We start from the raw sequence: 12165 nt of genomic DNA, 5'->3' as shown, positions 1-12165 counted from the left end.
TAAGGGGGGATTCTTCTCTCAACTTCGTGAAACGCTGTGCTAAACTCCGAGCCACTCCGTGGTAAAATATAGTTAGTTAGTTTTTTATGCATACTTAGTAATTGGCTTTGCAGCGGGGCATACAACTAAGAATGCCCGGTGATACAAAGTTCTGAGGTTTAAACTGATTAAATGTTATACATTTTACCGGGATTTCTACCATGATTACTGGTGGAACGGTGCGCGTTATATGTTTTGAGGGGTATGTTTTTAATTGAAAGTGCCGATAAATAACTATTGGTTGTGTATGTGCAAATTTTGTTTTTGTTTGTTGGTACAGAGTATAGCAAAAAACTTAACCTTCTCTTTATGTTTTGGCAACAGATGGCATGAATATCTCTTTTGAAAATTTAACTAAATCACCTTTTAATGTCCATGAAAAACAATTTTAAATTTTTTGTCAGTTTATTTGCCTGCTGTTTATTGGGTGTAAATGCTATGGCACAAGTAACAGACACACAGCCCGGCAGGCTAAGTAATGCGATTGACCAGCCTGTAAAAAGGCATAAATGGGAAATAAATATCAATCTGATTCCTTTGTTTAAACTTCAATCTCCCGACAATTGGGCTTACCCTTATCTTATCAAGCTGAATACCATCAATAAGGGTAATAAGCCCGGAGCAGTACGCTTCATGGCCACCCCTTACTATCTTAGAGAAAACGAATCTTTTTATGGTGGTAACGCCAACTTATATTTAAATCCGGTAAGAAGCTATTTTCGCCCCACTGTCGTTCTTGGTTATGAATGGCAGAAAATCAAAGGGCGATTTGTGTTTTTCTATGGGGCTGACATGAGCTGGAGGGCAGAAATAAACAATTTTCATGACAACAAGGCAAAAAAGAAGGATGAAAACGGCATTGATGTAACAGGTACACTTCGTACTAAAACCGTTAAGAATGCAGTGACGTTGTCTCCTTTCATGGGTGCCAAGTATTATCTGAATCATCGTTTTTCCATATCGCTCGAAAGTCAGCTAAGGTTGCTTTATTCAAAGAAAGTTGAAACCATTACTTTTAATGGAAGCCAGATTTCGAAGGAAGTTCTCAAAGAACCACAAATTGCCACTTTTGGATATTTTGTGTTGAATTTTAGTTACAATTTATAGAAAGGGTCGGCAACCACAGTCTTTTGGGCTGCGCGTATGGGAGGCTTTGCCGGGTGTAAGGTATGCCCTTGGATGTGTAAAAAATAAAGGGTTTTTGAAACGGGTAGATGAAAAATCAATAAATCAGATACCTCATTTTTAGCGTACCATCAATTTTACCGAGGTACTCACCAAAATCTGCTTTGATACGGTAGGTAATCCAGAACGCGCGGGAGTCCATTTCAGGGATAATCTTTTTTTGTTGTACCTCGCGGATTTCGAGAATTTCAATGGACTTTGAAACCGGATTACCAATCGTGCTGAGTATCCAGTTTTCGCTGTTTTGTATTCCTGCCTTAAATCTGGACCTGATTTGCTCGTATTTCATCTGATTGGTTTTCAGGCTGTCGGTATTTATTTTCCTGTTGCTGATAGTTATTCCCTGTTTGCCTCTGATAATCGCAAAATGATTGTTCATAAATTTGTATCCGCCGCCAATGTCCATATATTCGGTTCTGGCCTGATTATCAAAAGTTTCGTAAGTTTCTATTTCAGTGCCAAGCCAGTTTCCTTTAAAATACCCTTTTTCTCTTTCCTGAATGTTCTGAATGCTAATGAGGGTGTCTTTGGCGGAGGAGATTTGATTATAGGCCATCATACTGAATTGATACTGGCCGTTGAGGTCGAGTTCAAAGATAGGGTTCGGAGTTTTGGTACTAAAGCCCATGCCTCCTGCCGACACCTGTGCCTCAAGCGATGTATAATTGCTTGACAGGCTCGTCATTTTTATAGTGCCGTTTTGAGCCGCCACCAACGCGAAATCGGTTACAGATGTGTTTTTCTGGTAGTAATCAACGGTTATTACCTGGCTTTGTGTTTTAGATTGCCCCTTTTGGTTATAGGCCGTAAGGGTTATGGTATAGGCACCGTCTTTTTTGTATTGGTAAGAGACCCGGTTCTTCGGGCCTAGGGCCTCAAGGCCTGGAACGGTTTCGTTAATTATTTTTGTACCGTCTCCATAATCAAGGTCATAGCTGGCAGCGTTTTTGAGTGTATTCTTTACATAAACCTCTGCTCCCAGACGGGTGATTTCAAGAGACATTGCCAATTCGGGTTCTGGCACTGCCTCTTTTGCAGGTTTGCAACTAGTTGCCAAGGCAAGCAAGAGTATAATTATGGCGTTTTTCATGGCTTTACGGGCGAGCGGTTTAATCACATCAAAGTATAATATTACGCATTAGCGGCCAGAAAATCAACTATTTGGACGATTATTTATTATAAGGTGCAATAGGGGCAGGTGCCGAAGTAAACATGCCTGTTGGTGAAGCAAATTAACGCCCCGGCGTTTGCTGGCTTTTGCTTTTGGGCTGCGCGAGGGGGAGGCTTTGGCAGGAGTGTAAGGAGGGATGCGTTGAGGCATCAGCAATGTTGGCTGCCGCTTGAACCGCGAAACTAAGAATAATTAATGGATAACCTGATTATAAAAGAATCTGCCAAATCAAATAAACACCGAAATATAAGTAACATCGGGGAAGGTGTTGGTGTTGCATTTGAGCTCCTGCTCCTGGATTAGCTTTACGAAGTTGCTCAACTGTGACGGTTGAACTTCAGTATTGATTAAGACCGCAATACTGCTGAGGTCTTGGTTATCAATGATTTCTTCTGAGTGGATGTTGCTTTTAAGTAATGCTTCTTCGACAGTCTGCCGCAGTGCATCTCTTTGTATAGCTATTTTCATAATTTATCTACCAAATAATAGGTTAGTGCGACAAATATAGAAATTGTTTAGATTTTTTCTGCATTAAAATTTAATATTTTGTTAGACAACCGCCCGCCAATAAAGTTTAACGGCTGCAAAATTTTTTTCTGACGTAACGGTGTCTATATACGTAAAAAAAGTTGTGTGAAAATAGTATTAAGTGTGTCTTTAAATTTAAACAAACTAATACCTTGTGTGGCATCGGTTTCGTTAAGGCTTACTTTGTTGCCTGCAAAAAGTTACAAACCCGGCCGGCTATTGCGTATGTTTTTTTTATCTGCACAAAAAAAGGGGAGTGCCTAAAAATACTTTTTAGACACTCCCCATTATTGGTAATATATGCCACTGTTAACGGTTAAATTCTTTGTTGGGCGCTTTGTCGCCCGGACTGACGTGCTGGTCGGTATCGCGGTTTGATTCCATATCCTTGTCTTTGGCTTCTTCTTCGGCCGACTCCGTTTCGGGCGTTACCGTTTCAATTTCCGGCGCATCGGCCGGCTTATGGTTTAAGGCATCGTCTGCATCTACGTCGTACTCCTGCCCGCCTTGCCCGCGGTAGGTATTGGCCTGGTCGGGCTGAGGCGTAGTGCCGGTGCTGCCTGCCTGCTGGTTGCTGCTTAGGCCCTGGCTGGCATTGTTCGGCTGGCCGTTTCCCTGGTCTGTTGCCGCAAGAGGTTGTCTGTTCTGGTTTTCCATTGTGTGTATATTTTAGTTCAGTCTTTAACATGAAAACTCTGTGCCAGCAGGGTGTCAGAATCTGATACCTTGTTTACGTATAGGTGTCAGCGTTTGATACCTAAGCTGACACCAAGTGCCAGGCAGCACGTGTGTTGGTGTCGGCCATTGACACCTAAGCCATACCCTAAGCCGCACCCTAAGCTATCACCTAAGCTGCTACCATTAAATAAACTAAACAAAACGAAACTAAACTTTTTAATATAGTTATATAATAATGGGTGGCAGGGCTTTAGATTTTCTGGTTTTTGATTTAAAAAAAAATGAAGCCGAACGGCATGAAAGACGTGCAACAGGTATTTAAAAAAACAAGGTTTTGTGCCGGAAATATTTTTCGCCGATGTGCTTACATTATAAGTATGAAATGGTTATATTTGTTGATATAAAAAATCCAACACAACAATTTCTGCAAGATGGCAAATCTACAATTTACGGCGTCAATTGATGCCGCCCAGTTTAATAGAACGTTGAAAGATATTGAGGATAATATCAAAGGTTTGAATAGTGGGAGCTCTATTTTTTCTAAGATAACTGAGGCTAATGATGCCATAGAAGCAATAGACTCTGTTGCTTCAGCTATTGTGAAAGTTAGAGGAGAAATGAGGCAGATGGAAGGTGAATTTGCAAATACTTTAAAGAGTAACGCAGAGGCAAATTTACTTATGGCAGATGTTTTATCTATGGCTGCTCAATCACCATTTGATTTAAAAGATATTGCTGATGGGGCACAAAAGTTAATCTCCTTTGGCGCAAATGCCAAAACTGCAATGGCTGATTTACAGATGCTGGGTAATGTGGCGTTGGGCACGGCCACGCCAATTAATGAGCTATCTGAAATGTATGGAAAATTAAGAGAAAATAGTACAGTAACGGCTGGTGAATTATCTTATTTGGCTAGTAAAAATATTCCAGTTTATGAGGAACTGGCCAGAATATTACAAGTAGATGTCGGCGAAATAAATGCATTTGCTGATGCAGGTAAAATTGGGTTTGCAGATGTACAGCATGCATTTGAAAGAATGACAAATACAGGAGGTGTATTTTATGGAGTTTTGCAAACAGAATCGGAGTCTCTTGCTGGTTTAATAACTGGTTTAAAGGCTGCTTTAGATGGCATGTTTAATGGTTTAGCACAGCAGCAAAGCGGTATATTAAATGTTGCAGTAAAGGGAGTTACTGCACTTGTAGAAAATTACCAGTCTGTTTCGAAGATACTAGGCTTCCTTATTGCTATTTATGGACAATATAAGGCTGCTTTGATTATAACTAGTGCATTTCAAGCTGGAACAGCCTTAAACTCACTTCGAATAAATGCTATGGCGTGGTTAAGCCTTGCTGCGTCTATACGAAGTGCAGGAGATGCTCAGGCCTTTTATAATTTAACTACAAAGGCCAATCCTTACGTTCTGGCAGCTACTACTTTAGCAACCTTGATTGCTCTTTTTATTGGTTATGGAGATGAATTGAGTGAAACTGAAAAAGCGCAAGAAAGATATACAGAAGCAATGGAAAACGGCAGGAAGGAAATTGCGTCTGAAATTGGGCAAATTGAATTGCTTACCTCTCAAATAAATAATGAAAATATAAGTAGAGACGAGCGCAACAGAAAATTGCAGGAACTGATTGATATATCTCCTGACCAATTAAGCGCGCTCAATCAAGAAAATATCGCCACTGCTGAAGGAACAAAAATAATTGAGAACTATATAGCAGCAAGAAGAAGACAGATTGAGATTAATGCACTTATTAAACAATATGATGATAGTGTACAGCGAAAATCGGATGCTGAAAATAATAAGAATGATATTGGGTGGGGAGAAAAGCTTTTTAATTATCTTATTTTACCAGGGCCCGATGGATCGGAACTAAATCGTCAAGACCAAAAGCAATTAAATGAACAAATAGTTAAAGATGAAATAGAACTTCAAGAGCAATTAAAAAAGAAAATTGCTTTAAAACAACAAGAGGGAGAGACTGTTAAAAAAGTCGCTAGAGACAGTATTCAATATTATGACGAGGAAATTCAACGATTACGAAATAAAAGACAACAAAATAGTACAACCCGAAGGGAAGCAATAAATTTTGAGAAACAGATTGCTGCGCTTCAAAAAAAGCGTGCTGCTATAACCGGTGAAGGTTCAGGACGTGCGGCCGCTCCTTTTGGCTCCTTAGAATATTGGAAAGATGTCAGTAAAAAAGCAGACGACCTTCTCAAAAAACTGAATCCATTTAATAAAAATGATGAGCCTAAAATTGCTGCTCTTAAAGAGAAAAAAATTAGTGCTGATAAAAAAGCTGAAGAAGTAAGCAAGTTAGTTACTCCAAAAACCTTCGAACAAACGCTTGAAGAAAAGAAAAAGCAGTATCAGGATTATTACAAACAGATAAACGAGTTGGGCAAAGCGTCAGCTGACCTGGAGTTTGAAGAATTACTGAAGACGGGTAATAGTTATAAGGATTTTCTCGACAAACAGATTGCCGACTTAGAGGCAAAGATAAAAAACAATAAGGGTACTGATGAGGATAAGCAGCATCTGAAAAAACTTCAGAGCGAGTCTGTAAAGGCTTATCAGAGTGAGTTGGATAACAAAAAAATCCAATATGAACTCTATGCCAAATGGCAGAAAGAGTATGGCAAGGAGGCTGCTGACGAGCAGTTTAAAGACCTGAAAGATGCAGGTGAGGGGTTTAAGAACTACCTGAAACAAGAAATTGCCGTGCTTGAAGCCAAAATAAAAAGTAAAACTGCCACTGCTGATGAAAAAGATAAACTTATTATTCTAAAAGCAAAAATTGAGTTAGACCCCGCTGCTCTGGATGCTTTTAAGGCGCAGGTTACTAAAATGCTTCAGGATGCGCAAAGTGAGACCGAGAAGATTTCAAGGTTGAATAATGAAAAAGATGTTGTCGGTAGTACAGTAACTGATGATAAGGAGAAGGCAGCCAAGCTGAAAGAGCTTGATGAGCAGATTAACGAGGCCCAAAAACGCAGACATGAAGAGCTGGTTGGTTTCATGTCTTCTCTGATTGGCTCGGAAGAAGAGCAACTGAAGATAAAAAAGAAATATTTTGACCGCCGCGTGGAGCTGGAAAGCCAGTATACCGACAAGCAGAGTGAGGCATATCTGCAACAATCTGAATTGTTAAAAACCAATGAAGAGAAAGAACTGGCTGATAATAAGGCCAAAACTGTGGTGAAATCGAAGGAGTTTGAGGCTTTAACCAAGAAGATTAAAGACACAAGCAACGAAGAGACCCAAATTGTGCTGAATGCCGAGCGTGAAAAACTTAAGATTCTGAAAGATAAAGGTGCAGAGAAATCGGCCGAGTATGATGCCCAGCTAAAAGCCGTAAAAGAGGCTGAAAAGAAGCATGTGGAAGAAAGCCAGAAAAACTGGAAGGCTATTGCTGATAGTGTGGGTGCGCTGGGGAATGCCTTGAAGGATGCCGGAGGAGCTACTGGCGAGATAGGAGGGCTACTGACGGGTTTGTCGGGCGAAATCACGAATGTTCAGAAGACTATCCAGAAAGCATTTTCACCGGAAGGTTTTAAGCCCGGCTTGCAGGATTTTGCCTCGGCTGTGCAGAATGTAATCAGCATGATAAGTACCATCATGGAGTCGAACAGGAAACGCGCCGAGCAGGAAAGAAAGTTTGCTCAGGAGCGCGTAGCCTATGAGAACCAGTATGCACTTGCCCTGAACAAAAACATTGGCCAAGGCTACAAGAAAGAGGGCAATATGTTCATGGACGACATAGAGTCAAAGATAAAAGCCGGGGCAAAGCAGTATCAGGATGCACAGATGAAGTTTCAGGCGGCTATTGGAAAACTAAATGAGGGTAAAGCCAAAAAAGGCCAGAAAGACGTAATAGACGGTCAGTCGGCGGGTAAGCTAATCGGGCAGGGGGCTTCGGCAGGTGCCATTGTGGGTTCAATCTTTGGTCCGCTTGGTACGGCAATCGGTGCTGGTGTTGGGGCAATTGTCGGCGGTGTGGCCAGTTTATTCTCAAAAAAGAAAAAGGACATTTACGGCGGGCTGCTTGAACAGTATCCTGAACTGGTGAAAACCGGTGCCGACGGTTGGAAGACCATTAATGCAGATATGGCCAAGGCGCTGATTGCCAATGGGCAGTTGGACGACAACACCAAACAGCTGGTACAAACGGCGCTGGATTATGGCGATGCCATGGAGCAGTCGGCACAGCAAATGAGAGAGGGTATTCTGGAACTGACCGGTAAACTGGGAGATTCTATCCGTGATAGCCTGGTAAACGCATTTAAATCGGGCGAAGATGCGGCCAATGCTTTCAGCAAAACAGTTGGTAATGTTATTGCCGATATGACAGCCAAATTGCTTTTCAGTGCCTTATTTAAAGAGAATTTCAATCAACTTGAAAAAGAAATGATGGATTCATACGGAGCTTTGGGCGACCAGTCTATCATTGACGACCTGACCAGGTTTAACAAGAACATTGAAGGTAAACCAGAAGAATATGTGAAGGGCCTTGAAGCGGCTAACCAGATGTTTGAAGAAATGGGCTTTACCGATGCCTTCGGCAAAGGTACCAACCCCAACTCTTTGTCAGGATCTATCAAATCTGTTTCGGAAGAGACCGCCGGAGTGTTGGCGGGGCAGATGAACGCCATCCGGATGACACAGGCCACTAATCTGGACGTAAACCGTAACCAACTGCTGGCACTGACCGAGATTGCCACCAATAGCCGATTCCTGAAACACCTGGAACGCCTGGAGACCATCGAAAAGAAAATCAGCAATAATAACGGCGATATCCGCGCGGGTGGGGGGTATTAACCGCATCAGTTGCAGCGTTCATTTTTAACCGTGTGGCCTGGTGTTTTCTTATATCCGGCGGCAAGGTTTTGGCCGCCGGGTACACAAAATACACTTTGGTTCACGGTTTTTGGTTTGGTTTATATCTGTTTTTATAAAATGTGTGGCATTATCAATAAGTTTGTCTTAAAAATGTCGATATTCATCCCAAAAAACCTCATACATGGTTCAGAAACACTTGGTTACTATTTTTCTGGCGTTGGCTCTGGTCTTTCTGGGCATAGCCGTATCGCTTTATCCGGGCGGCTCGCAGGCTAGTGCAACCTCTGTTGGTTATAGTTTTGCTGACAATTACCTGTGCAGCCTTTTTGGCGATACCGGTATCAATGGCGTGGCCAATCCGGGTCAGCGGTGGGCCTTTGCCGGTATGTTTTGTATGTGTGTGGGGTTTGGGGCGTTTTTTTACAGGGTAGCAGCCAAAATACCTCACCGGGGGGCCTCATTCATTATCCGTTATGGTGGTGTGGCTTCTTTTGTTTTTGCTTTCGGGGCCATTACGCGTTATCATGACATCGCCGTTAGCATTGCCTGTGTGTTTGGTATGCTGGCCATGTTTTATTTGTTTGTTTTTGTGCTCAGGTCGCGCCTGCGGCTGCTAAAGCTCAATGCTTTTATCTGCCTGTTTTTCCTTTATCTGAATGCTTTTCTTTATTATGCCAGTATATGGCTGGTAGCGTTGCCCATAGCACAAAAGATAAGCTATGTTTTTTTGATAATCTGGGTGCTGGGGCTTGAATACGTGGCCACACCGGAAGATTTTGAACCACCTAAGAAAGCCAGGAACTGACAGATGACACTACAATTGCTGAGGCCGGTGCTATACACCGAAGAAATGGAAGAAACCCTACAGTTTTATACAGAGGTGCTGGGTTTCGGCATTGACAACTACGAGGCTGCATCAGGGTGGGCGTCAGTCAGTAAAGATGAGGTATCTTTGATGTTATCTTTGCCCTTTGCGCATAGGGCATTCAGTAAGCCTGTGTTTACGGGTAGTTTTTATTTTCATACAACGCAGGTAGATGCACTTTGGGAAAAACTGAAGGCCAAAGCCCAGGTCTGCTATGCGCCTGAGACTTTCAGCTACGGCATGCGTGAATTTGCCGTTTATGACAACAACGGCTACCTTTTGCAGTTTGGTGAGGAGGTGAGGGAGGATTGATGTTTTATCTATAATTATAATTCAACTGTTAAAAAACTTGTAGAAAATAGATGTTTTTTGTAATTTTGTAACAAAACATTGAAACATATGACAACACTAAATAGCATTATTGGCGATAATATCCGTCGATTTAGAGAGCAATTTGGTCTAAGTCAAGAAAAGCTTGCGGAGTATCTAAGTGTTTCTCATGCAGTTATTAGCTACTACGAAACAGGCAAAAGAAGCATTCCGACTGAAGTTATTTCAAAAGTTTCAGCATTGTTTGGCATAGATGGGTATGATTTATATGAGGAAGATAGTGCTAATCAGCAGGCCAATATCGCTTTTGCATTTAGAGCTTCCTATTTAACGGATGAAGATGTTAAGCAAATTGCTAATTTCCGTGAAATCGTTCGTAATTATCTTCACATGAAAACTGCAATGAAAGATGAAACGATTGGTATCGAATAAAATTATTCTAGAAAAAGAAGCCGTAAGTTTCAGGACTAAATTGGGTTATGGACAGACTGAACCTATTCAGCTAAAAGCACTATTGTTGAAACTTCAAGTGCTTACATTGTTTAGGCCGATGAGTGAGAATTTTTCTGGAATGGCAATAAAAATTGAGCAGGAAGGCGAAACCCATCGGTTTATTATGATTAATTCGGATAAGTCGTTAGGTCACCAGAATTTCACTATTTGTCATGAATTATACCATCTATATATTCAAACCAATTTTCAAAGTAGGATATGTGAAGTAGGCTCTTTTAATAAAAAAGATAGGGAAGAGTATAATGCTGATGTTTTTGCTTCTTATTTTTTGTTACCGGAAGATGCAATCCGCGCTAATATTCCTGATGAAGAAATAATACGTGAAAGCATATCAATAGGTACGATTTTAAGGATTGAACAGATGTTTAATTGTTCCAGAAGTGCTTTGCTTGTTAGACTAAAAGAATTAGGCTTTTTGGTTGGGATTCAAGCTGAAAAATTTGAAAAATCTATTAAATCTACTGCAGTTGCATATGGATATTCTCCATATCTCTATGAAAAAAGTGCAGCAGAATCTGTTGTAGGTAATTATGGTGAACTTGCCCATAATCTATATGAGCAAGGAAAGATATCTGAAAATCATTATTATAGTATAATGACAGCGTTAGGACTTCCAATTGAAAGTGTTGAATTTCAAGATGATGAAATCAACCATTAAAATTATTTTAATTGATGCTGACGTAGTATCGCATTTCATTGTTGGGGGATATGTAACTATATTACCTCATATATTTCCGTATCCAATAAAGATATTGGATAAAGTTTATAATGAATTGTCTATAATGCCCAAAAGAAAAACTGAGATTGATAATCTTATTAATTTTAAATTGTTTGAACTCTTTCCTTTTCCTGAAGATAATGAAATAATAAAAAAAGAGTATTTTCGACTAAAGAAACTTGAGTTTAGGGGCGATGGTGAGAGTGCTTGCATGGCTGTTGTTAGATATTCGGACAATATTTTGGCAAGTAGTAATCTTAAAGATATTAAAAGGTATTGTGATATGCACAAACTTAAGTATCTAACTACAATGGATTTTTTATGCGAAGCATTTAAGACAGGAAAAATGACAAATGTAGAGTGTAATACTTTTCTGTCCAGAACGCATGCTGCTGGTCAAAAACTGCCTGTAAAAACTATTGAAGATTATGTATGTAGGAAGATTAATCTGGAGTAAGGACCAAATGTGAGTAAAGCTAAAGTTAAATTTTATCTAATTGATTGGTTTTTTAATTAAGTTTCCTCCTTTTAATTAGATTTTAAAAAACTACTTTGTATTTCAGTAATTAATAGTTTTAATAAAAAATAGTTTTTTAATCTAGTACCTTTTTGAGCCTAATTACCGCTTTTCTTTTAGTTTTTTTCTTATAAAACTCTGTCTTCATTTAACAAGAATTGTACAAATTGGTTAGTTTCTGCTGTTTACAAATAGAATCAAGTTTTTTTCATGTTAAATGTTATATTCAAAATTTCCTGCATTAAGTGCGTTATTTGCCTTCAATGAATGAAATATCATTCCTGATTTACACCAAGCCAATACCTTTAGAGGCTTGCCATGTTTACTGGCAGATTCGCTGCCTGATCAATACGGTAATGAACTGATTAACATCTGGCTGGCGTGCAACTGCAGGCAGGAGAACTCGCTCAATCGGTTGAGCCACTGTGTTTTATTGGCGCATGGGGCATGGGTGCGCTTGAATTTGAGGCGTCTACCTTGCCCGCCAAAACTCAATCCGTAATCAGGCCGGGGTGATTTCTGCCTTGCAGGTGCTTGTAAAACGCTGGCCAGGCTACCTTGCGTTGAAAGGAATTTCTGTATCACTTCCAGCTTTTTTTTATTGATTGTTGCTTCAAAACTATAATTTGGCAGGTTATTTGAGTGAGTTTTATTGACAAGTAACCTGATTGTCAAACAGCACCGCTTAATTGTTTTTTAAGCGCTAAATAGCCATGTGAATCCCAAAAAAATTGCTCCGGCCGTTAGCGCAAGCATATTTTTATTAAT

The 12165-nt window shown here is 40.3% G+C and carries 11 protein-coding genes; 7 read left to right on the top strand and 4 right to left on the bottom strand.

The features are described from left to right. The first annotated feature begins 477 nt into the window (after positions 1 to 477). Positions 478 to 1146 (top strand): hypothetical protein, encoded by a 669-nt coding sequence (locus MB380_RS13330; protein ID WP_253523686.1) that lies wholly within the window; start codon positions 478 to 480, stop codon positions 1144 to 1146. 115 nt (positions 1147 to 1261) lie between these two features. Here the strand turns inward: MB380_RS13330 and MB380_RS13325 are convergent, their stop codons facing one another. The 3 genes from MB380_RS13325 to MB380_RS13315 all read right to left on the bottom strand — a co-directional run bounded on the left by MB380_RS13325 (position 1262) and on the right by MB380_RS13315 (position 3580). After that, the gene (locus MB380_RS13325) at positions 1262 to 2314 is read right to left on the bottom strand and encodes a PKD domain-containing protein (protein WP_253523673.1); all 1053 of its coding nucleotides are present in this window, start codon (positions 2312 to 2314) and stop codon (positions 1262 to 1264) included. 309 nt (positions 2315 to 2623) lie between these two features. Further along, on the bottom strand, positions 2624 to 2863 hold the full coding sequence (locus MB380_RS13320; RefSeq protein WP_253523664.1) for a hypothetical protein: 240 nt from the start codon (positions 2861 to 2863) through the stop codon (positions 2624 to 2626). Between the two features lie 369 nt (positions 2864 to 3232). After that, entirely contained in the window at positions 3233 to 3580 is a 348-nt protein-coding gene (locus tag MB380_RS13315; RefSeq protein WP_253523662.1) for a hypothetical protein, read from the bottom strand. A gap of 452 nt (positions 3581 to 4032) precedes the next feature. On the opposite strand from MB380_RS13315, the gene MB380_RS13310 reads away from it, so the two are divergent. From MB380_RS13310 to MB380_RS13285, 6 genes are all read left to right on the top strand, one after another. After that, entirely contained in the window at positions 4033 to 8433 is a 4401-nt protein-coding gene (locus MB380_RS13310; RefSeq protein WP_253523660.1) for a tape measure protein, read from the top strand. A 202-nt stretch (positions 8434 to 8635) separates the two neighbouring features. Beyond that, positions 8636 to 9259, top strand: coding sequence for a hypothetical protein (locus MB380_RS13305; protein WP_253523658.1), 624 nt, complete (start codon positions 8636 to 8638; stop codon positions 9257 to 9259). Between the two features lie 3 nt (positions 9260 to 9262). After that, positions 9263 to 9631 carry a VOC family protein gene (locus tag MB380_RS13300; protein ID WP_253523649.1) on the top strand — a complete coding sequence of 123 codons (369 nt, stop codon included), beginning with the start codon at positions 9263 to 9265 and terminating at the stop codon, positions 9629 to 9631. An 87-nt stretch (positions 9632 to 9718) separates the two neighbouring features. Next, positions 9719 to 10081 carry a helix-turn-helix domain-containing protein gene (locus tag MB380_RS13295; RefSeq protein ID WP_253523647.1) on the top strand — a complete coding sequence of 121 codons (363 nt, stop codon included), beginning with the start codon at positions 9719 to 9721 and terminating at the stop codon, positions 10079 to 10081. Next, on the top strand, positions 10059 to 10820 hold the full coding sequence (locus MB380_RS13290; RefSeq protein ID WP_253523645.1) for an ImmA/IrrE family metallo-endopeptidase: 762 nt from the start codon (positions 10059 to 10061) through the stop codon (positions 10818 to 10820). Before MB380_RS13295 ends, MB380_RS13290 begins: the two co-directional genes overlap by 23 nt. Beyond that, complete coding sequence (locus tag MB380_RS13285) at positions 10801 to 11337, top strand: hypothetical protein (protein WP_253523636.1); 537 nt, start codon at positions 10801 to 10803, stop codon at positions 11335 to 11337. The genes MB380_RS13290 and MB380_RS13285 overlap by 20 nt, the downstream gene beginning before the upstream one ends. Positions 11338 to 11742: 405 nt before the next feature. Here the strand turns inward: MB380_RS13285 and MB380_RS13280 are convergent, their stop codons facing one another. Further along, positions 11743 to 12072, bottom strand: a complete 330-nt coding sequence (locus tag MB380_RS13280; RefSeq protein ID WP_253523634.1) for a hypothetical protein — start codon at positions 12070 to 12072, stop codon at positions 11743 to 11745. Positions 12073 to 12165: the final 93 nt, after the last annotated feature.

Origin of the sequence: Emticicia sp. 21SJ11W-3 (genome assembly GCF_024138715.1) — a bacterium.
Classification (GTDB): Bacteria; Bacteroidota; Bacteroidia; order Cytophagales; family Spirosomataceae; genus Emticicia; species Emticicia fluvialis.
The sequence above is the reverse complement of the archived record's forward strand: the minus strand, read 5'-3'. Positions and strand labels throughout refer to the sequence as shown.

Coding starts and splice junctions, on each gene's coding strand:
- MB380_RS13330 (WP_253523686.1), top strand. CDS start 478: ATGGCACAAGTAACAGACACACAGCCCGGCAGGCTAAGTAATGCGATT.
- MB380_RS13325 (WP_253523673.1), bottom strand. CDS start 2,314: ATGAAAAACGCCATAATTATACTCTTGCTTGCCTTGGCAACTAGTTGC.
- MB380_RS13320 (WP_253523664.1), bottom strand. CDS start 2,863: ATGAAAATAGCTATACAAAGAGATGCACTGCGGCAGACTGTCGAAGAA.
- MB380_RS13315 (WP_253523662.1), bottom strand. CDS start 3,580: ATGGAAAACCAGAACAGACAACCTCTTGCGGCAACAGACCAGGGAAAC.
- MB380_RS13310 (WP_253523660.1), top strand. CDS start 4,033: ATGGCAAATCTACAATTTACGGCGTCAATTGATGCCGCCCAGTTTAAT.
- MB380_RS13305 (WP_253523658.1), top strand. CDS start 8,636: ATGGTTCAGAAACACTTGGTTACTATTTTTCTGGCGTTGGCTCTGGTC.
- MB380_RS13300 (WP_253523649.1), top strand. CDS start 9,263: ATGACACTACAATTGCTGAGGCCGGTGCTATACACCGAAGAAATGGAA.
- MB380_RS13295 (WP_253523647.1), top strand. CDS start 9,719: ATGACAACACTAAATAGCATTATTGGCGATAATATCCGTCGATTTAGA.
- MB380_RS13290 (WP_253523645.1), top strand. CDS start 10,059: ATGAAACGATTGGTATCGAATAAAATTATTCTAGAAAAAGAAGCCGTA.
- MB380_RS13285 (WP_253523636.1), top strand. CDS start 10,801: ATGATGAAATCAACCATTAAAATTATTTTAATTGATGCTGACGTAGTA.